17 protein-coding genes are annotated in these 19,942 nt (G+C 59.4%); 12 read left to right on the forward strand and 5 right to left on the reverse strand.

What is annotated here, in order from left to right:
* Positions 1 to 42: 42 nt before the first annotated feature.
* Together mntP and acnB are read right to left on the reverse strand one after the other, a co-directional pair.
* Positions 43 to 615 carry a manganese efflux pump MntP gene (gene mntP, locus LIX91_RS15750; RefSeq protein ID WP_003318883.1) on the reverse strand — a complete coding sequence of 191 codons (573 nt, stop codon included), beginning with the start codon at positions 613 to 615 and terminating at the stop codon, positions 43 to 45.
* A 279-nt stretch (positions 616 to 894) separates the two neighbouring features.
* A complete protein-coding gene (acnB, locus tag LIX91_RS15755) occupies positions 895 to 3,495 on the reverse strand; it encodes a bifunctional aconitate hydratase 2/2-methylisocitrate dehydratase (protein ID WP_046237262.1) in 2,601 nt (866 codons plus the stop codon).
* Positions 3,496 to 3,897: 402 nt separating this feature from the next.
* Between acnB and LIX91_RS15760 the strand changes: the two genes are divergently transcribed.
* The 5 genes from LIX91_RS15760 (at position 3,898) to LIX91_RS15780 (ending at position 8,589) form a co-directional block, all read left to right on the forward strand.
* Positions 3,898 to 4,368, forward strand: a complete 471-nt coding sequence (locus LIX91_RS15760; protein WP_226488745.1) for a DUF1289 domain-containing protein — start codon at positions 3,898 to 3,900, stop codon at positions 4,366 to 4,368.
* A gap of 84 nt (positions 4,369 to 4,452) precedes the next feature.
* Entirely contained in the window at positions 4,453 to 5,064 is a 612-nt protein-coding gene (locus tag LIX91_RS15765; RefSeq protein ID WP_003368536.1) for a tRNA-(ms[2]io[6]A)-hydroxylase, read from the forward strand.
* Between the two features lie 153 nt (positions 5,065 to 5,217).
* Positions 5,218 to 5,706, forward strand: a complete 489-nt coding sequence (locus tag LIX91_RS15770) for a MarR family winged helix-turn-helix transcriptional regulator (protein ID WP_003409713.1) — start codon at positions 5,218 to 5,220, stop codon at positions 5,704 to 5,706.
* Positions 5,707 to 5,778: 72 nt separating this feature from the next.
* Positions 5,779 to 6,987: an HlyD family efflux transporter periplasmic adaptor subunit gene (locus LIX91_RS15775; protein WP_003368538.1), complete on the forward strand. Its 1,209-nt coding sequence runs from the start codon at positions 5,779 to 5,781 to the stop codon at positions 6,985 to 6,987.
* A 42-nt stretch (positions 6,988 to 7,029) separates the two neighbouring features.
* Positions 7,030 to 8,589 (forward strand): DHA2 family efflux MFS transporter permease subunit, encoded by a 1,560-nt coding sequence (locus tag LIX91_RS15780; RefSeq protein ID WP_226488771.1) that lies wholly within the window; start codon positions 7,030 to 7,032, stop codon positions 8,587 to 8,589.
* A gap of 345 nt (positions 8,590 to 8,934) precedes the next feature.
* Here LIX91_RS15780 and lpxH read toward each other — a convergent pair whose 3' ends face one another.
* Together lpxH and LIX91_RS15790 are read right to left on the reverse strand one after the other, a co-directional pair.
* Positions 8,935 to 9,681: a UDP-2,3-diacylglucosamine diphosphatase gene (lpxH, locus tag LIX91_RS15785; RefSeq protein WP_003415739.1), complete on the reverse strand. Its 747-nt coding sequence runs from the start codon at positions 9,679 to 9,681 to the stop codon at positions 8,935 to 8,937.
* Positions 9,678 to 10,181: a peptidylprolyl isomerase gene (locus tag LIX91_RS15790; RefSeq protein ID WP_003390678.1), complete on the reverse strand. Its 504-nt coding sequence runs from the start codon at positions 10,179 to 10,181 to the stop codon at positions 9,678 to 9,680. The genes lpxH and LIX91_RS15790 overlap by 4 nt, the downstream gene beginning before the upstream one ends.
* Positions 10,182 to 10,388: 207 nt before the next feature.
* Between LIX91_RS15790 and LIX91_RS15795 the strand changes: the two genes are divergently transcribed.
* Complete coding sequence (locus LIX91_RS15795) at positions 10,389 to 12,083, forward strand: glutamine--tRNA ligase/YqeY domain fusion protein (protein ID WP_226488746.1); 1,695 nt, start codon at positions 10,389 to 10,391, stop codon at positions 12,081 to 12,083.
* 24 nt (positions 12,084 to 12,107) lie between these two features.
* Positions 12,108 to 13,490, forward strand: a complete 1,383-nt coding sequence (gene cysS, locus LIX91_RS15800; RefSeq protein WP_003415742.1) for a cysteine--tRNA ligase — start codon at positions 12,108 to 12,110, stop codon at positions 13,488 to 13,490.
* Between the two features lie 109 nt (positions 13,491 to 13,599).
* Here the strand turns inward: cysS and LIX91_RS15805 are convergent, their stop codons facing one another.
* On the reverse strand, positions 13,600 to 15,453 hold the full coding sequence (locus LIX91_RS15805) for a sigma-54-dependent Fis family transcriptional regulator (RefSeq protein ID WP_226488747.1): 1,854 nt from the start codon (positions 15,451 to 15,453) through the stop codon (positions 13,600 to 13,602).
* Between the two features lie 299 nt (positions 15,454 to 15,752).
* On the opposite strand from LIX91_RS15805, the gene LIX91_RS15810 reads away from it, so the two are divergent.
* Genes LIX91_RS15810 through LIX91_RS15830 form a run of 5 tightly spaced genes read left to right on the forward strand, consistent with a single transcriptional unit; the run spans position 15,753 to position 19,917 of the window.
* Positions 15,753 to 16,847 (forward strand): ABC transporter ATP-binding protein, encoded by a 1,095-nt coding sequence (locus LIX91_RS15810; RefSeq protein WP_226488748.1) that lies wholly within the window; start codon positions 15,753 to 15,755, stop codon positions 16,845 to 16,847.
* A complete protein-coding gene (locus LIX91_RS15815; RefSeq protein WP_103696585.1) occupies positions 16,847 to 17,962 on the forward strand; it encodes an ABC transporter ATP-binding protein in 1,116 nt (371 codons plus the stop codon). The genes LIX91_RS15810 and LIX91_RS15815 overlap by 1 nt, the downstream gene beginning before the upstream one ends.
* A complete protein-coding gene (locus tag LIX91_RS15820; RefSeq protein WP_002552729.1) occupies positions 17,955 to 18,821 on the forward strand; it encodes a carbohydrate ABC transporter permease in 867 nt (288 codons plus the stop codon). Before LIX91_RS15815 ends, LIX91_RS15820 begins: the two co-directional genes overlap by 8 nt.
* A 10-nt stretch (positions 18,822 to 18,831) precedes the next feature.
* Positions 18,832 to 19,632, forward strand: a complete 801-nt coding sequence (locus LIX91_RS15825) for a carbohydrate ABC transporter permease (protein WP_003315280.1) — start codon at positions 18,832 to 18,834, stop codon at positions 19,630 to 19,632.
* A gap of 12 nt (positions 19,633 to 19,644) precedes the next feature.
* Positions 19,645 to 19,917 (forward strand): DUF2160 domain-containing protein, encoded by a 273-nt coding sequence (locus LIX91_RS15830; protein WP_003415748.1) that lies wholly within the window; start codon positions 19,645 to 19,647, stop codon positions 19,915 to 19,917.
* Positions 19,918 to 19,942 lie beyond the last annotated feature (25 nt).

Consider the following 19,942-nt stretch of genomic DNA (forward strand, 5'->3'; position numbering starts at 1 on the left):
TGCGGGTTTTTTTATGTCTGACTGATAGGTTCGATCAGCCGCTTACTGCGCCGCCGACAGGTGCTCGTAAAGAATCGTCGCACCCACCACGATCAACACGATACCGCCAATGATTTCAGCGCGTTTGCCGACCATGGTGCCCAGCACCCGGCCCAGCATCACGCCGATGGTGACCATGACCGTGGTCGCCAGGCCGATGGCCAGGGCGGCAACCACGATATTGACGTCGACAAACGCCAGGCCTACGCCGACTGCCAGTGCATCGATACTGGTGGCGAATGCGGTAACGGCGAGAATCCAGAAAGAATGCTGCCCCGGCTTTTCCTGCTCTTCGTCATCGTCGTGCTTGATGCCGTTGTAGATCATGTGCAGGCCGAGCACCAGCAACAGGGTGAAGGCGATCCAGTGGTCCCAGCTCTCGGCGAAGCGCGCAGCCACCTGGCCAATGCCCCAGCCGATGACCGGCGTGATGGTTTCGATGGCGCCGAATATGAGGCCCGTGCGTAACGCTTCGAGAAAGCGCGGTTTATGCAGGCTTGCTCCTTTACCGAGGGCCGCAGCAAAGGCGTCCGTGGACATGGCAAGCGCGAGAAAGAGGAGGGAAATCGGGTTCACGGTTATATCCAGTCGGGCTATGAGTCAACGACGCAACCACACGCCCGACTTTAGGCATGGATGCATCGTTGGTCTCGCCAACCAGAAGGTGTTCGCACCACGGCATGCTGCCGAGAATGTTGATACGAACGCTCTGTGACCGGAGTCAAGAGCAGGCTACTCCCCAACAAGGGCCGCCACTATAGCCATGTGAATGTGAAAAATATATGTACGAGGCCGAGTGAGGGCAAAAAAAACCCCATCACGAGGATGGGGTTCTTCTGATGCCTGCTTTCGTGCTTACACTTGAACAGCCGGGATGTTGGCGTTCGCAGCGGCTTCACGGAACTCGGCGATCTGATCGAAGCTCAGGTAGCGGTACACGTCCGCTGCCATGGTGTCGATCTGATTGGCGTAGCCCATGTACTCTTCGACCGTCGGCAGACGACCCAGAATCGAGGCAACGGACGCCAGTTCGGCCGAGGCCAGGTAGACGTTCGCTCCGTCACCCAGACGGTTCGGGAAGTTACGGGTCGACGTCGACACCACGGTCGCGTTCGGTTCCACGCGTGCCTGGTTACCCATGCACAGCGAGCAGCCCGGCATTTCCATGCGTGCGCCAGCCTTGCCGTAGATGCCGTAGTAGCCTTCTTCGGTCAACTGGTGAGCATCCATCTTGGTCGGCGGCGACAGCCACAGACGCGTCGGCAGTTGGCCCTTGACCTGATCCAGCAGCTTGCCCGCAGCGCGGAAGTGGCCGATGTTGGTCATGCAGGAACCGATGAACACTTCGTCGATCTTCTCGCCCTGTACCGAAGACAGCAGGCGGGCATCGTCCGGATCGTTCGGCGCGCAGAGCACAGGCTCCTTGACGTCGGCCAGATCGATTTCGATGATTTCGGCGTACTCGGCGTCCTTGTCGGCTTCCAGCAGCTCCGGGTTGGCAACCCAGGCTTCCATCGCCTGAGCACGACGCTCCAGGGTGCGAGGATCACCGTAACCCTGTTCGATCATCCAGCGCAGCAGGGTGATGTTCGAATTCAGGTATTCGATGATTGGCTCTTTGGCCAGCTTGATGGTGCAACCGGCAGCCGAACGTTCGGCAGAGGCGTCGGACAGCTCGAAAGCCTGTTCGATGCTCAGGTTGTCGAGGCCTTCGATCTCCAGGATGCGACCGGAGAATGCGTTCTTCTTGCCTTTCTTCTCTACGGTCAGCAGGCCAGCCTGAATCGCGTAGTAAGGAATGGCGTGAACCAGGTCGCGCAGGGTGATGCCAGGTTGCATCTTGCCCTTGAAGCGAACCAGGATCGATTCAGGCATGTCCAGTGGCATGACGCCCGTTGCAGCAGCGAACGCCACCAGGCCGGAACCGGCCGGGAAGGAGATACCGATCGGGAAGCGGGTGTGCGAGTCGCCACCCGTACCGACGGTGTCCGGCAGCAGCATGCGGTTCAGCCAGCTGTGGATGATGCCGTCGCCCGGACGCAGGGAAACGCCGCCGCGGGTCATGATGAAGTCAGGCAGCGTGTGGTGCGTCTTGACGTCGATCGGCTTCGGATAGGCCGCGGTGTGACAGAACGACTGCATGACCAGATCGGTCGAGAAGCCCAGGCATGCCAGGTCTTTCAGTTCGTCGCGGGTCATCGGGCCAGTGGTGTCCTGGGAACCGACGGTGGTCATCTTCGGTTCGCAGTAGGTGCCCGGACGAACGCCCGCTACGCCGCATGCCTTGCCGACCATCTTCTGCGCCAGGGTGTAGCCCTTGGTGCTTTCGGCTGGCTGGTCAGGTGTCTTGAACAGGTCGAACTCCGGCAGGCCCAGTTCGGCGCGAGCCTTGCTGGTCAGGCCACGGCCGATGATCAGTGGAATACGGCCGCCAGCGCGGACTTCGTCGAGCAGCACCGGGGTCTTCATTTCGAAGGTGGTGATGACTTCGTCGCTATCGTGTTTGCAGACCTTGCCAGCGTAGGGATAGACGTCGATCACGTCACCCATGTTGATGTTCGAGACATCGAATTCGATTGGCAGAGCGCCAGCATCTTCCATGGTGTTGTAGAAGATCGGAGCAATTTTGCTGCCGAAGCAGAAACCGCCGGCACGCTTGTTCGGGACGTAAGGGACGTCGTCGCCGAAGAACCAGAGTACCGAGTTGGTTGCCGATTTACGCGAGGAACCGGTACCGACCACGTCACCGACGTAGGCAATCGGGAAGCCCTGACCGCGCATTTCTTCGATCTGCTTCATCGGGCCGATGGCGCCCTGTACGTCAGGGACGATGCCTTCACGGGCCATTTTCAGCATGGCCAGCGCGTGCAGCGGGATGTCCGGGCGCGACCAGGCATCAGGGGCAGGGGACAGGTCGTCGGTGTTGGTTTCGCCGGTGACCTTAAAGACGCGCAGGCTGATCTTGTCGGCCAACGTCGGGCGCTTCTTGAACCACTCGCCGTCAGCCCAGGACTGCAGGACAGCCTTGGCGTGGGCATTGCCGTTCTTGGCTTTTTCGGCCACGTCGTGGAAGGCATCGAACATCAGCAGGGTGTGCTTGAGTTGTTCTGCTGCGACCGGCGCGAGGGTGGCATCGTCGAGCAGCTCAACCAGGGTGACGATGTTGTAGCCACCTTGCATGGTGCCGAGCAGTTCGGTAGCGCGTTTTTTGTCGATCAGGGGAGAAGTGGCTTCGCCCTTGGCCAGGGCAGACAGGAAACCGGCCTTGACGTAGGCAGCTTCGTCAACGCCTGGCGGAACGCGATTGGTGATCAGATCGACAAGGAAAGCTTCTTCGCCAGCCGGGGGATTCTTCAGCAGCTCGACCAGGCCTGCAGTTTGTTCGGCGTTAAGCGGCTGGGGCACGATGCCCTGGGCGGCACGCTCTTCGATATGTTTACGGTAGGCTTCAAGCACAGTATTAACCCTCATCAGTGGTCCCAAATGGGTGTCCGGGACGCTCATCCAGAAATCGACCGTACCCACGCAAGGCTTATTGAGCCTTGTTGGCAGGGTGTCGGTGATTCCTAACAGAAGCTGTTTTCAAAGTTTTACGCCTGCAGGGCGGGGGGAGTGGCGGTCGACACGGCCATTCGTGATGAGGGAATGGCCTGTCGACGCCGCACTGCGGGATTAACTTGACTGTGCTCGTGACGCTTTGAAAACAGCTTCCAACGGACATTGGCGCCTTAAAAGGCTCGCTGATTCTACGCCAAAACTTTGCCAAAGGTAAGTTAGCCCCTACATCTTCGGGGGTGAACTTGCTTAGACAAAGGGCTAACATGAGCCCTTGTTTCGCCTTCCCCAGTCCTGCCTGACATGCCCGATTACATTATCAAAACCCCCTGCGTCGGCCTCTGCTCCACTGTTTACGGGGATCTGGTGTGCCGTGGCTGCAAGCGCTTCCACCACGAGGTCATCCACTGGAACGGCTATAACGAAGACGAAAAAAGAGCGGTCTGGCTGCGTCTGGAGCAACTGCTGGTCCAGGTGATGACTGCCAAGCTCGAAGTCTTCGATGCCGACACGCTGCGTGCGCAGCTCACCCAGCGCAAGATCCGCTTTGTGCCGCACCAGTCCGAATATTGCTGGGCTTACCAGTTGATCGCCCGTGGCGCGCGGGTCATCAGTCAGGTCGAGGCCTACGGTTTCGTGCTGTTGCCGGAGTTTCGCGACTGGACGCTGCCGGAACTGCGCGATGCGATCGACCGCGAGTTTTTCCTGCTGTCCGAGGCGCACTATCAACGCTATATCGCGCCAGGCTTTCTGCGCGACGCATTCGGCGCCTGACAAACCCGGCATGCTTTTGTGTCGCGAGGCATCGTGGCTGCTCGTATAATGCGCGGCCGTGCCTCTCCGTCATTCTGTGAGCCTATGTACCCGATCCCTGAAATCGAAGCCTTTTTGCTTTGCCGCACCCCCGACAGCTGGGTCCAGGCCGCGCTGCGCAATCTGGACATCCTGTTGATCGACCATGCGAACAACGAGAAGAAGGCCGCCGGGGCTGCGTTCCAGTTCATGTTTCAGTACAACGACAAGTTCGACCTGTTGAGCAAGATGTCGCGTCTGGCCCGGGAAGAACTGCGCCATTTCGAGCAAGTCATCAGCATCATCAGAAAGCGCCAGATCCCCATGGCCAACATCAGCTCGGCCCGTTATGCCGGAGCGCTGCGCAAGCTGGTGCGCAATCACAACCCGTACCGGCTGACCGATGCGCTGATCGTCGGTGCCATAGTCGAAGCTCGTTCCTGTGAGCGCTTTGCCGCGCTGGTGCCGCATCTGGACGAAGAGCTGGCCAAATTCTATGGCGGTTTGCTGAAGTCCGAAGCGCGGCACTTTCAGGACTACCTCAAGCTGGCTTACAGCTACGGCGACAAGGCTGATGTCGATGCCAAGATCGAGGAGATCCGTCTGGCCGAGCGTGAGTTGATCGAAAGCCCTGACGAAGAGTTCCGTTTTCACAGTGGCGTACCTGTCGCCGCCTGATTCCTCTCGCGTTCCCTCCAAAAAACGACCGTCTTGCCAGCGGTCGTTTTTTTTTATGGGGATTTAGTAAGCACGCTAATAAATGCTTTGACAACGGCTGCCTAGGCAGTAATATTTCGCAATCACTGCCTAGGCAGCTATCTGGGTCAATCCGTGAAACATTTCAGCCCCGACAATTTCGAATCCAGCCTCATCGGTCTGCTGGTCGGTCGTACCAATGCGCTCAAAGACCGCATGCTCGACAAGTACCTGCTGCCCTATGACGTGACGTTCGCGCAGTTCAAGGTGCTGATCATCATTGCCCAGTTTTCTACCGATACCCCCGTGGAATTGTGTCGGCACCTGTCACTGGACAGCGGTTCGATGACCCGCATGCTCGATCGTCTGGAACAGAAAGGGCTGGTGGTGCGCCAGCGCTCCGCGACCGATCGTCGTCAGGTGCGTCTGGCGCTGACCGAGCAGGGACAGGCGCTTTCCGATCTGTTGCCGCAGATTGGCGCCGACGCGATGAATGACACGTTCGCCGCGCTCGACAGTGACGAGGTCGAGAGCCTGAAAAGAATTCTCACCAAGGTGCTGGTGGCTGCCGATGACCACATCACCCTGACTCGTTTGAGCTTCAACCCCAAAGCTAAAAGCTGAGCAGCCGACGTGTTGGCAGGCGTGAGCCTGATCGCCGTCGTTCCGTCGCTTCGCTGATTAAAGGTAACTGCCATGGCCACTGCTGCCGCTGAAAACACATCTGCCCAAGCTCCTCAACAGGAGCCGAAGTCTGGCAAGCGCAAGTTCCTGCTGATCGGGCTTGCCATTGTCGTGGTGATCCTCGCACTGGGCATCTGGGCCTGGTACGAGATCTACGGCCAATGGAGCGAAGAGACCGACGACGCCTATGTCAATGGCAACGTGGTCGAAATCACCCCGCTGGTCACCGGAACCGTCATCAGTATTGGTGCCGACGATGGTGATCTGGTGCATGAAGGGCAGGTTCTGCTCAAGTTCGACCCGAGCGATGCCGAAGTCTCGCTGCAAAGCGCCGAGGCCAATCTGGGCAAGGTTGTGCGCCAGGTGCGCGGCCTGTACAGCAATGTCGATGGCATGAAAGCGCAACTGGCCGCACAGCGTGCTGCCGTGCAGACCGCTCAGGACAACTACAACCGTCGTCGCAGCCTTGCAGCCGGCGGGGCGATTTCCCAGGAAGAGCTGTCGCACGCCAGAGACAGCCTGACCAGCGCGCAGAGCGCCCTGAACAACATTCAGCAGCAGTTGAGCACCAGTGTGGCGCTGGTCGATGACACCGTGGTGTCCTCGCATCCGGACGTCAAGGCCGCCGCCGCGCAGTTGCGTCAGGCGTACCTGGCCAACGCTCGTTCGACGCTGGTGGCACCGGTCACCGGTTACGTCGCCAAGCGCACCGTGCAGCTGGGACAACGCATTCAGCCGGGCACCGCAACCATGGCGGTCATCCCGCTGGATCAGTTGTGGATCGATGCCAACTTCAAGGAAACCCAGCTGGGCAAGATGCGCATCGGTCAGCCGGTGGAGATCAGCTCCGACCTGTATGGCAGCGATGTGAAGTACAGCGGCACCATCGACAGCCTGGGGGCCGGCACCGGCAGTGCCTTTGCGTTGCTGCCTGCGCAGAACGCGACCGGCAACTGGATCAAGATTGTCCAGCGTGTGCCAGTGCGGGTGCACATCAACCCTGAAGAGCTGGCGAAGTACCCGTTGCGCATCGGCCTGTCGACCACGGTTGAGGTCAACCTGCACGACCAGAGCGGCCCGGTCCTGGCGCAACAGCCGCGCAAGCAGGCCGCTTTCAGCACTCAGGTGTACACCGAGCAACTGGCTGACGCCGACGCGCTGATCGCCCGCCTGATTCACGAGAACAGTGCGCCCGGTGGCAAGACTGCCGTTCAGCGCTGAACCGCCAATCCGTGAGCCCCGGCCTGCCGGTCGGGGTGTCGCATTCGTCTTCAGGGATTCGCGATGAGCAACAACGCCCCCGCTTCTTTTACCCCGCCAAGCCTGTTGCTGTGCACCATCGGTCTTTCGCTGGCGACCTTCATGCAGGTGCTCGATACCACGATTGCCAACGTGGCGCTGCCGACCATCGCCGGCAACCTGGGGGTCAGCTCGGAGCAGAGCACCTGGGTGATCACCTCGTTTGCGGTCAGCAACGCGATTGCCTTGCCGCTGACCGGCTGGCTCAGTCGCCGCTTCGGTGAGGTCAAGCTGTTCCTGTGGGCCACCATTCTGTTCGTGATCGCTTCGTTTCTGTGCGGTATTTCCCAGTCCATGCCGGAACTGGTGGGCTTCCGCGCGCTGCAGGGGATGGTCGCCGGCCCGCTGTACCCGATGAGTCAGACTCTGCTGATTGCGGTGTACCCGCCCGCCAAAAGGGGCATGGCCCTGGCATTGCTGGCGATGGTGACGGTGGTGGCGCCCATTGCCGGGCCGATCCTCGGTGGCTGGATCACCGACAGCTATAGCTGGCCGTGGATCTTCTTCATCAACATCCCCATCGGCCTGTTCGCTGTGTTGGTGGTGCGTAGCCAGATGGCTAAAAGGCCGGTCAGCACAGCCCGTCAGCCGCTGGACTACATTGGCCTGCTGGCGCTGATCGTCGGTGTGGGCGCGCTGCAGATAGTGCTCGACAAGGGTAATGATCTGGACTGGTTCGAGTCGAACTTCATCATTTTCGGTTCGCTGATTTCGCTGGTCGCGCTGGTCTTCTTCGTCATCTGGGAAATGACCGACAAGCACCCGATCGTCAACCTGCGCCTGTTTGCCTACCGCAATTTCCGCATTGGCACGCTGGTCATGATCGGCGGCTATTCCGGCTTCTTCGGCATCAACCTGATCTTGCCGCAGTGGTTGCAGACCCAGATGGGCTACACCGCGACCTGGGCGGGGCTGGCCGTCGCGCCGATTGGCATTCTGCCGGTACTGATGTCGCCCTTTGTCGGCAAGTACGCGCACAAGTTCGACTTGCGTCTACTGGCCGGGCTGGCGTTCCTGGCGATGGGGCTGAGCTGCTTCATGCGTGCAGGCTTCAACACCGACGTGGATTTCGAACACGTGGCGATGGTGCAACTGTTCATGGGCATCGGCGTGGCGCTGTTCTTCATGCCCACCCTGAGTATTCTGCTGTCCGACCTGCCGCCCAATCAGATCGCCGATGGCTCCGGGCTGGCAACGTTCCTGCGCACCCTGGGCGGCAGCTTCGCAGCCTCGCTCACCACCTGGATCTGGATCCGCCGCGCCAACCAGCATCACGCCTACCTGAGCGAAAACATCAGCACCTTCGACCCCGCCACCCGCCACGCCCTCGACAGCCTGGGCGGTGCCAGTCCTCAGGCCTATGCGCAACTGGAGCAGACCCTCAACGCCCAGGCCTACATGATGTCCACCGTGGATTACTTCTACCTGCTGGGCTGGATATTCGCAGGACTCATCCTGCTCGTCTGGCTGGCCAAACCCCCATTCGCCGCCAAGGCCGGGCCTGCGGCAGGGGGCGGGCACTAGTTTCTTGTGCGCCTATCTGAACCGTGCCTTTGGTCAAACTGCTCTAAAGTGCTTTGTCAATCGCGATGGCACTGACGACGCAGAGTGCGACGTAAGTGACGGCGAAGGAACCCGACGAAGTCGGGCCGGAAACGGAGCTGGGGGCTTTGCCTACTTTGGCCCCATCAAAGTAGGTCGCCGAGGGGCGAAAAGGTGACCTGAGCCTGACCCCAATCCACCTGACAAAGAAAACCCGCCGTGTGACGCAGAGCGTCACGAACTGCATTACCACGCGGAGCGTGGGAACGAGAATCCGATTCGACCTAAATCCACCTGAAGTCGCAGAACAGCCGCATTCCCGCGCCGTCAGTTCAGCAACGCAACCGTCTCCGGCACAAAGTCGAACGAACTCAGATTGAAACCCTGCTCATCCACCTGCAACACCCAGCCCTGACGATCCCAGTCACCCAACACAATGCGTCTGGCCGCCTGATCGCCAATCTGCAACTTATGAATCGCCGGACGATGAGTGTGACCGTGGACCAACGTACGCACACCGAACTGCTGCATGATCCGCGGCACCTCGTCCGGCGTCACATCGACAATATCATTGGCTTTCATACGGGTTTGCGCACGGCTCTCACTACGCAACTTGCGCGCCAGCTTGTGCCGAGTGCCCAGCGGCAAATGGCGCAGAATGAACAGCGTCAGCGGATGGCGCAGATAGCGACGCATCCGGATATAACCTTCATCGCGGGTGCACAGACTGTCGCCGTGCATCAGCAGCACCGGCTCACCGTTCAACTGCACGACACTGGGGTCGCCCAGCAGCGTACAGCCCGCTGCCTTGCAGAAACCCTTGCCGAGCATGAAATCACGGTTGCCGTGCATCAGAAAAATTCGTGTGCCGCTGTCGCTCAATTCGCGCAGGGCCTTGCAGATCGAAAGCTGGAACGGCGACATCGCGTCGTCACCGATCCAGACTTCAAAGAAATCCCCGAGGATATACAGCGACTCGGCGTCGCGAGCGCGTCCTGCGAGCAGATCCAGAAACGCCCGGGTAATGTCCGGGCGCTCCTGTTCAAGGTGCAGATCAGAGATCAGCAGTATCACTCAACGATCTCGGCTTTCTCGATGATCACGTCTTCTACCGGGACGTCCTGATGGCCGGCCTTGCTGGAAGTCGCCACGCCTTTGATCTTGTCGACCACGTCAGTGCCTTCGATCACTTCACCGAATACAGCGTAACCCCAGCCCTGAACGGTCTTGGCGCTGTGGTTCAGGAAGGCGTTGTCAGCGACGTTGATGAAGAACTGCGCAGAGGCCGAATGCGGTTCCATGGTACGGGCCATGGCGACGCTGTACTTCTTGTTCGGCAGACCGTTGTCGGCTTCGTTCTGAATGCTCGGGCGCTTGTCTTTCTTTTCTTTCATGCCAGGCTCGAAACCGCCGCCCTGAACCATGAAGTTGCCGATCACACGGTGGAAAACGGTGTTCTCGTAGTGGCCGGCTTTAACGTATTCGATGAAGTTGGCAACGGTCTGCGGCGCCTTTTCTTCGTTCAGTTGCAGCACGATGTCGCCGTGGTTGGTAGTCAGCTTTACATTAGGCATTTGGGAAGTCGCTCTCTAGTCATGCATGAATGGGCAGATTATGACCCTGACGCGCAGTTTACAGACGAGGTTACATTTTTCAGCGCTTTTGCAGCTTTTATGCCTTCAAATACGCAGTCTGTTGTCAGGGACTTGACAGCTTCGGCTATGATAAGCGCTTTGATTTAGTCGGCCTACCCTGGCCGCGCACGTATGTCCAAGGATCCTATGAGCAAGCCCACTCCAGAACCCGCTGCCCATTCAAAGGCAGGTCCAGCCGTACCGACCAATTTCCTGCGTCCTATCGTGCAGGCAGACCTGGACTCGGGCAAGCACAGCAAAATCGTGACCCGCTTTCCGCCGGAGCCCAACGGCTACCTGCACATCGGTCACGCCAAGTCGATCTGCGTGAACTTCGGTCTGGCCAAGGAGTTCGGTGGCGATACGCACCTGCGTTTCGATGACACCAACCCGGCCAAGGAAGACCAGGAATACATCGACGCCATCATGAGTGACGTCAAGTGGCTGGGCTTCGAGTGGGCGGGCGAAGTGCGCTACGCCTCGCAGTATTTCGACCAGTTGCACGACTGGGCGGTCGAGCTGATCAAGGCAGGCAAGGCCTACGTGGACGATCTGACCCCCGAGCAGGCGCGCGAATATCGCGGCACCCTGACCGAGCCGGGCAAGAACAGTCCGTTCCGCGAGCGTGGCGTCGAGGAAAACCTCGACCTGTTCGCGCGCATGAAAGCCGGCGAATTCGAGGATGGCGCGCGTGTACTGCGCGCCAAGATCGACATGGCCTCGCCGAACATGAACCTGCGTGACCCGATCATCTACCGCATTCGTCATGCGCATCACCATCAGACCGGCGACAAGTGGTGCATCTATCCGATCTATGACTTCACCCACGGTCAGTCGGATGCCCTCGAAGGCATCACCCACTCGATCTGCACCCTGGAGTTCGAGAGCCATCGTCCGCTGTACGACTGGTTCCTCGACAACCTGCCGGTGCCGTGCAAACCGCGTCAGTATGAGTTCTCGCGCCTGAACCTGAACTACACCATCACCAGCAAGCGCAAGCTCAAGCAACTGGTTGACGAGAAACACGTCAGTGGCTGGGATGACCCGCGCATGTCGACGCTGTCGGGCTTCCGTCGCCGTGGCTACACGCCGAAATCGATTCGCAATTTCTGCGAAATGATCGGCACCAACCGCTCTGACGGCGTGGTCGATTTCGGCATGCTCGAATTCAGCATCCGCGACGACCTGGACCACAGCGCGCCGCGCGCCATGTGCGTGCTGCGCCCGCTGAAAGTGGTCATCACCAATTATCCGGAAGGCCAGATCGAGAAGCTGGAACTGCCGCGCCACCCGAAAGAAGACCTGGGCATGCGCGAGCTGCCGTTCTCGCGGGAGCTGTACATCGACCGCGACGATTACATGGAAGAGCCGCCAAAGGGTTACAAGCGTCTTGAGCCCAATGGCGAAGTGCGTTTGCGTGGCAGCTATGTGATCCGTGCTGATGAAGCGATCAAGGATGCCGATGGCAACATTGTCGAGCTGCGTTGCTCCTACGACCCGGAAACGTTGGGCAAGAACCCTGAAGGCCGCAAGGTCAAGGGCGTCGTGCACTGGGTGCCAGCCGCCGAGAGCGTAGAGTGCGAAGTGCGCCTGTACGATCGTCTGTTCCGTTCGCCGAACCCTGAAAAAGCCGAAGAGGGCGCAAGCTTTCTGGACAACATCAACCCGGACTCCCTGCAAGTACTGACCGGTTGTCGCGCCGAGCCTTCTTTGGGCCAAGCGCAACCGGAAGACCGTTTCCAGTTCGAACGCGAAGGTTATTTCTGCGCGGACATCAAGGACTCCAAACCTGGTCGACCTGTCTTCAACCGCACCGTGACGTTGCGGGATTCCTGGACCTGATGCTGTACGTTTGAGGGGGAGCACGTGCTTTCTATCTACAACACGCTCACCAAGAGCAAAGAAGTTTTTAAGCCGCTGGATGGCAACAAGGTGCGCATGTATGTCTGCGGGATGACCGTTTACGACTACTGCCACCTGGGCCATGGCCGCAGCATGGTTGCGTTCGATCTGGTGACGCGCTGGCTGCGTTTCAGTGGTTATGAACTGACCTATGTGCGCAACATCACCGACATCGACGACAAGATCATCAACCGGGCGCGGGAAAACGGTGAGTCTTTCGACGCACTGACCGCGCGCATGATCGATGCCATGCACGAGGACGAGGCGCGCCTCAACATCCTCAAGCCGGACATGGAGCCGCGTGCCACCGATCATATCCCTGGCATGCACGCCATGATCCAGACCCTGATCGACAAGGGCTATGCCTACGCGCCGGGTAACGGCGATGTGTATTACCGGGTCGGCAAGTTTCAGGGTTACGGCAAACTGTCGCGCAAGAAGATCGAAGACCTGCGCATCGGTGCTCGCATCGAAGTGGACGAGTCCAAGGAAGATCCGCTGGACTTCGTGCTCTGGAAAGGCGTCAAGCCGGGCGAGCCGAGCTGGGAATCGCCCTGGGGGGCAGGACGTCCTGGCTGGCATATCGAGTGCTCGGTGATGTCGACCTGCTGCCTGGGCGAGACCTTCGATATTCATGGCGGTGGCAGCGACCTTGAGTTTCCGCACCATGAAAACGAAATCGCCCAGAGCGAAGCGGCCACCGGCAAGACCTACGCCAATGCCTGGTTACACTGCGGCATGATTCGCATCAATGGCGAGAAGATGTCCAAGTCCCTGAACAACTTCTTCACCATTCGCGACGTGCTGGAGAAATACCACCCGGAAGTGGTGCGTTACCTGCTGGTGTCGAGCCACTACCGCAGCGCGATCAACTATTCCGAAGACAGCCTGCGTGAGTCGAAGGCGGCACTGGAGCGGTTCTATCACGCGCTCAAGGGCCTGCCGGTCGCCGAACCTGCGGGTGGCGAGGCGTTCGTCGAGCGTTTCAGCGCGGCGATGAACGATGACTTCGGTACGCCTGAAGCCTGCGCCGTGCTGTTCGAGATGGTTCGCGAGATCAATCGTCTGCGCGAATCCGATGTCGCAGCAGCGGCGGGTCTGGCGGCGCGCTTGAAGCAACTGGCCAGCGTGCTGGGTGTCCTGCAACTCGAAGCCGACGACTTTTTGCGCGCTGGCGCGGAAGGGCGGGTCGATGCAGCTGAAGTGGAGGCGCTGATTCAGGCGCGTCTGGCTGCGCGTGCCGCGAAAGACTGGGCCGAGTCCGACCGTATCCGCGATCAGATCACCGCCATGGGCGTGCTGCTGGAAGACGGCAAGGGCGGCACCACCTGGCGTCTGGCGGACTGATCAAGGACTGTTCCTGAAACACTATTGTGCCCATGCTCCGCGTGGGCATGCTGTTCTGGACGCTCCGCGTCCTGTCCTCGATGACGTGCGGCCTGCCGAGCGTCGAACACTAAACGATCCGCTGTTCCCGCAACCGCTTGTACAGCGTGTTGCGGCTGACGCCCAGACGTTTGGCCAGCTGTGAAATATTCCCGCCTGCCGCTTGAAACAATTGGCCGAGGTCTTCGCTGGAGTGAAGGCGCGTGGCCGATTCCTGAGTCTTGACCGGGGCACGGCATTCCTCATCCGCGTGAGCATCGAGCAGAAAGTCCTCGGGCAGATGATCAGTGCCGATCGGCTGTTCGTCGGCCAGTGCCAGCGCCACCTGAATCACACTGTTGAGCTGGCGCAGGTTCCCCGGCCATGGGTGACGCTCGAACAACTCAAGCACTTCTCTGGAAAAGCCTGCGCGCTGGTGAGCATCACGGTGCCGCTCCCAGATTCGCTGGACAAGCGCGTGTTTGTCCGTCCGCTCGCGCAGGGGCGGGAGTTCAATGCTCAGCCCGCTGATCCGGTAATAAAGATCCTGGCGAAAAAGCCCCGCCTGGACCTGATCGCGCAGACCTCGGTTGGTGGCTGAAATCAGGCGTATATCGACCGGATACAGCTCGCTGCTGCCCAATGGCTGAACGCAGCGCTCTTGCAGCACGCGCAGCAGTCGCGCCTGTACCGGCATCGGCATGTCGCCCACTTCGTCGAGAAACAGCGTGCCTTTGTCGGCCTTGCGGATCAGGCCGATGCTGCCTTTCTGGTTGGCCCCGGTGAAGGCACCTCTTTCATAGCCAAACAGCTCGGCCTCGACCAGTTCGGCCGGGATCGCTGCGCAGTTGACCGCGATCAGCGGCTGGCTGGCGCGCGCACTGGCCTGATGCAGGGCTTTGACAAAGACTTCCTTGCCGACCCCGGTTTCACCATGAATGAGCAGCGGGATGTCTTTTTCCAGCAGCCGCTGCGCCTGACGCACAGCCTTCTCGACCTTCGCATCGCCCAGGCTGATCGCCTGCAGATCAAGGCTTCGTGGTGCAGCAGGCACTTGCGCAGCCTGGACGCAATGCAGCTTCAGTGGTTTGCGGGTCGGCCGCTTGAGCAGGCACTGAAAGCGATTGTTGCCAAATGCATGCAGTGCAAACGGACGCGCTTCGGTCTCGCTGAGCAATTGCAGGATCGGACATTTGAACAGCGTCTCGATGCTGGCGCCGGCTGGAGCCGTCCCCAGCAAGGTGTCGGCACGCCGATTGGCGCACAGGATCTGGCCGCTTTCGTCAAAAATCAGCAGGCCGGCCCACTGGCTGTCGAGGTTGTTCAGACCGGTATTGAAGATCAGCTGGAAGTGGGAATCGCGAAACTGGTCGAGGATCAGGCGGTTTTCCACCGACTGGCTCATCATCTTGACCATGCCCAGCGTGTGCGAGGGTGGCAGGAAGCTGTCACTGGACACATCCAGCACGGCAATGATACGCCGATCGGCATCGAAGATCGGTGAGGCCGAACCGGTCATGAAGCGGTTGGCCTTGAGGAAATGCTCGTCCGGTTCGATATGAATGGCCTGCTCGCAGGCCAACGCCGTGCCGATGGCATTGGTGCCCGTGCCACGTTCGCTCCAGCTGGCACCGGGCATGAAGCCCTGAGCCTGGGACGATTCGACGAAGCGTTGCGCACCCCATGACTTGAGCAACTGACCTTGAGGGTCGGCCAGCAGAATCAGACAGCTGGAGTTGCTGAGAATGTTCTCGTAGACCGGCAGGACCTCCTGATGGGTGGTCTGCACCAGTCCATGATGGCGCTCCAGCAGCCTGGAAACCTCCGCCCCCGGCAGTTGGCCGAATGAGGGGCGCGTCTGATGACTGAGGCCGAAGTCCCGGCAGCGGGTCCATGAATCCTGAATGATGATGTCGTGAGCAAGCGAAGCGCTGGTTTGAGACATGAGGATGCCTGCGAATGTGACGTATTGTTTTTGTTTTTAGGTCCCGTCGGCGTGACCATCCTTGCCCGCAACGTCCGTCCAGTGTCGTTCAGTTGTGTTCAAAGTCAATGTTCATTTTGTTCAAGTGTTCAGTATTTTCTGTTCATTATTGTTCAGCTGTGAAAGCCGTTTCGTCCCCTGAATACGGGCGATCGCTCTGTTTCGGGCTTCACCGGCAATCTGTCTGAGCTGGCACGAATGTCGCTATCTGCAAACAGTCACGCATTCACCCTTAAGAAAAAAACAACAAAGGGCACGCCATGTCACTCATGCTGGAGCATGTCAGTCGCGCCGTCGATGGCCAGGTCTGGATCGACGACGCCTCCCTGAGCTTTGAGCCGGGATCATTCAACGTTCTGCTGGGGCGCACCCTGTCCGGCAAAACCAGCCTGATGCGCCTGATGGCCGGGCTGGACAAGCCGGACAGCGGGCGAGTGCTGATGAACGGGGTCGATGTCACCCATCGTCCGGTTCGTCTGCGCAACGTCTCGATGGTCTATCAGCAGTTCATCAATTACCCGAGCATGACGGTGTTCGAAAACATTGCTTCGCCGCTGCGCCAGGCGGGTCTTTCCAAAGACGTGATCCACAGCCGTGTGCAGGAAACCGCGAAGATGTTGCGCATCGAAAAATTCCTGCAACGCCATCCTCTCGAGCTGTCCGGTGGGCAGCAGCAGCGCACCGCGATGGCCAGGGCGCTGGTCAAGGATGCCGAGCTGATCCTCTTCGACGAACCGTTGGTCAACCTCGATTACAAGCTGCGCGAAGAGCTGCGTCAGGAAATGCGCGAGCTGTTTGCCGCTCGCCATACCATCGCTATCTACGCCACCACCGAGCCCAATGAAGCGCTAGCGCTGGGTGGCACCACCACTATCCTGCATGAAGGGCGGGTGGTACAGAGCGGCAAGACCCCCGAGGTCTATCATCGACCTGCGACTGTGCTGGCCGCCGAGCTGTTCTCCGAACCGCCGATCAACCTCATGCCGGGCCGTATAGAGGGCAATGAAGTCAGCTTCGCCAATTTCGTGCACTTCCCGCTCAACGTCGACCTGCGGGCTGTCGGCGACGGCGAGTATCGTTTCGGCGTGCGCCCCAGCCATTTGAGCCTGGTGCCGTCCAACGATGACGATCTGGAACTGGCGGTTACTGTCGAGCTGGCGGAAATCAGCGGTTCTGAAACCTTCCTGCATGTGCGCAACGAGCTGTTCTCGCTGGTCCTGCATCTGCCGGGCGTGCATGCCTACGACGTCGATGCGGCGATCCGGGTGTACATCCCGACCCACAAATTGTTTGTATTCGATCAGCAGGGCGGCCTGATTCAGGCGCCGGGCCTGCGCATGGCGAGGGTTGCCTGATGGCCGAGATCCGCTTGCAGAACCTCGCGCACAGCTACAGCGCCAAGCCTGGTCCTGACGACTATGCAATTCGCGAGATGAGCCACGTCTGGGAGCAGGGCGGTGCTTATGCGCTGCTCGGGCCTTCCGGGTGTGGCAAGTCAACGCTGCTCAATATCATTTCCGGCCTGCTCAGTCCGTCGCAGGGGCAGGTGCTGTTCGACTCGAAAGTGGTCAACGAGCTGCCCCCGGAACGCCGCAACATCGCTCAGGTTTTCCAGTTTCCGGTGATCTACGACACCATGACGGTGTTCGACAATCTGGCCTTTCCGCTGCGCAATCAGGGCATGGACGAGGCGCGGATTCTCATCAAGGTCAACGAAATTGCCGATGTCCTGGACCTGCAGCCGCTGCTGAAAAAGAAGGCGCGCAACCTCAGCGCGGACGAAAAGCAGAAAGTCTCTATGGGCCGCGGGCTGGTGCGCGATGACGTGTCGGCGATCCTCTTCGACGAACCGCTGACCGTGATCGACCCGCACCTGAAGTGGAAACTGCGGCGCAAGCTCAAGCAGATCCACGAGCAGTTCAATATCACCATGGTTTACGTCACACACGATCAACTGGAGGCGTCGACCTTCGCCGACAAGATCGCCGTGATGTATGGCGGACAGATCGTCCAGTTCGGCACGCCGCGGGAGCTGTTCGAGAAGCCCTCGCATACCTTCGTCGGCTATTTCATCGGCAGCCCGGGGATGAATCTGATTGACGTCACGCCGCAGCCGGGCGGTGTCGGTTTTGCCGATATTCACTTACCGCTGCCTGAGTCGTTGCAACAGAAGCTCGCCAATACGCCGTGGAAAACTCTGAAAGTGGGTATTCGTCCTGAGTTCGTGCATGTCTGGGACGGGCCTTACGACGATGCGATGCGTGCCGACGTGACCTATGTGGAAGACCTCGGCACTTACAAAATCATCACCCTGAAACTGGCCGGACAACTGCTGAAGGTGCGTCTGCAGGAAGACAAGCCGGTGCCGCAAGGCCAGGCCTGGATCAGCTTTCCGGGGCAATGGCTGATGCTCTATGCAGATGATTACCTGATCGAAGCCGGCCCTGCCAGTGAGGTGTCCCATGCGTAAGGTTCAGAACAACAAGGCCTGGTGGCTGGTGATGCCGGTGTTTCTGCTGGTGGCATTCAGCGCGATTATCCCGATGATGACCGTGGTCAACTATTCGGTGCAGGACATTTTCGACCAGTCCAGCCGCTATTTCGTCGGCACCGACTGGTTCCGGCAGGTCCTGCAGGACCCGCGTCTGCACGACTCGCTGTTGCGCCAGTTCATTTATTCGGGCTGTGTGCTGCTGATCGAGATCCCGCTGGGCATCGCGATTGCGCTGACCATGCCGACCAAGGGCCGTTGGTCGTCGTTGTGCCTGATCGTGATGACCATTCCACTGCTGATCCCGTGGAACGTGGTCGGCACTATCTGGCAGATCTTCGGCCGTGGTGATATCGGCTTGCTGGGTTACACGCTGAACAATGTGCTGGGCATCAACTACAACTACGCCGCCAATGCCTCGGATGCCTGGGTGACGGTGCTGGTCATCGACGTCTGGCACTGGACCTCGCTGGTGGCTCTGCTTTGCTATTCAGGGCTGCGGGCGATTCCGGATGTGTATTACCAGGCGGCACGCATTGATCGGGCGTCCGGCTGGGCGATCTTCCGGCATATCCAGTTGCCGAAGATGAAAAGCGTGCTGCTGATTGCGGTGATGTTGCGCTTCATGGACAGCTTCATGATCTACACCGAGCCGTTCGTGCTGACCGGCGGCGGGCCGGGTAACTCCACCACGTTCCTCAGTCAGACGCTGACCACCATGGCGCTCGGGCAGTTCGACCTGGGGCCTGCGGCCGCGTTCTCGCTGGTGTATTTCCTGATCATTCTGTTGGTGTCATGGGTGTTCTACACCGCGATGACTCACAGCGAAAAGAATTGAGGGGCTGGTCATGAGTCTGCGCAAAATCATACCGCTGTGGATTTACCTGTTGTTTCTGCTGGTGCCGATCTACTGGCTGATCAACATGTCGTTCAAGACCAATACCGAGATCCTCGGTGGCCTGACCCTGTGGCCGCAGGATTTCACCCTGGCCAACTACAAGGTGATCTTCACCGACGAGAGCTGGTACAGCGGTTACCTCAACTCGCTGTACTACGTGTGCCTCAATACCGTGATATCGCTGAGCGTCGCATTGCCGGCAGCCTACGCGTTTTCACGCTATCGTTTTCTCGGCGACAAGCACCTGTTCTTCTGGCTGCTGACCAACCGCATGGCGCCACCGGCAGTCTTCCTGCTGCCGTTTTTCCAGCTGTATTCGTCCATCGGTCTGTTTGACACGCACATCGCCGTGGCACTGGCGCACTGTCTGTTCAACGTTCCGCTGGCTGTATGGATTCTGGAGGGTTTCATGTCCGGCGTTCCCAAGGAAATCGATGAAACGGCCTACATCGACGGTTACAGCTTTCCCAAGTTTTTCGTGAAGATTTTCATTCCACTGATTGGTTCGGGTATCGGCGTCACCGCGTTTTTCTGCTTCATGTTCTCTTGGGTCGAGCTGTTGCTGGCGCGCACCCTGACGTCGGTGAACGCCAAGCCGATCGCTGCGGTGATGACCCGCACCGTGTCGGCATCGGGTATCGATTGGGGGGTGCTGGCGGCGGCAGGGGTGTTGACCATTCTGCCGGGCATGCTGGTGATCTGGTTCGTTCGCAACCATGTGGTCAAGGGCTTTGCTCTTGGTCGTGTCTGAGGAGTCGAAAAAATGGAGTGGATGTCCTGGACACTGCCCACTGCGGCCTTCTTTATCAGCATTGCACTGCTGCTGGCAGGGATGACCGTATGGGAATTGCGCTCGGCAAGTATCGAGCGCCGCGGTTTTCTGCCGATTGCCACCACGCGTGGCGACCGTCTTTTCATTGGGCTTTTAGGTAGCGCTTATCTGCATTTGCTGGTGATCGGCGCGACGGACTGGAGCATCTGGATCGCTTCGGGGGCTTCCCTGGTGTGGCTGTTGGTGGTGATGCGTTGGGGTTAGAGGGCGGCCGGGCGTGGTTGCCGGG

The organism is Pseudomonas sp. B20, from assembly GCF_020515755.1.
Lineage (GTDB): Bacteria > Pseudomonadota > Gammaproteobacteria > Pseudomonadales > Pseudomonadaceae > Aquipseudomonas > Aquipseudomonas syringae.

Excerpts from the sequence above, each read along its gene's own strand:
- LIX91_RS15830 (WP_003415748.1), top strand. The coding sequence starts at position 19,645 with ATGGAGTGGATGTCCTGGACACTGCCCACTGCGGCCTTCTTTATCAGC.
- LIX91_RS15820 (WP_002552729.1), top strand. The coding sequence starts at position 17,955 with ATGCGTAAGGTTCAGAACAACAAGGCCTGGTGGCTGGTGATGCCGGTG.
- LIX91_RS15815 (WP_103696585.1), top strand. The coding sequence starts at position 16,847 with ATGGCCGAGATCCGCTTGCAGAACCTCGCGCACAGCTACAGCGCCAAG.
- LIX91_RS15760 (WP_226488745.1), top strand. The coding sequence starts at position 3,898 with ATGCCCGATTACATTATCAAAACCCCCTGCGTCGGCCTCTGCTCCACT.
- LIX91_RS15790 (WP_003390678.1), bottom strand. The coding sequence starts at position 10,181 with ATGCCTAATGTAAAGCTGACTACCAACCACGGCGACATCGTGCTGCAA.
- LIX91_RS15810 (WP_226488748.1), top strand. The coding sequence starts at position 15,753 with ATGTCACTCATGCTGGAGCATGTCAGTCGCGCCGTCGATGGCCAGGTC.
- LIX91_RS15795 (WP_226488746.1), top strand. The coding sequence starts at position 10,389 with ATGAGCAAGCCCACTCCAGAACCCGCTGCCCATTCAAAGGCAGGTCCA.
- LIX91_RS15765 (WP_003368536.1), top strand. The coding sequence starts at position 4,453 with ATGTACCCGATCCCTGAAATCGAAGCCTTTTTGCTTTGCCGCACCCCC.
- LIX91_RS15825 (WP_003315280.1), top strand. The coding sequence starts at position 18,832 with ATGAGTCTGCGCAAAATCATACCGCTGTGGATTTACCTGTTGTTTCTG.
- LIX91_RS15775 (WP_003368538.1), top strand. The coding sequence starts at position 5,779 with ATGGCCACTGCTGCCGCTGAAAACACATCTGCCCAAGCTCCTCAACAG.
- LIX91_RS15805 (WP_226488747.1), bottom strand. The coding sequence starts at position 15,453 with ATGTCTCAAACCAGCGCTTCGCTTGCTCACGACATCATCATTCAGGAT.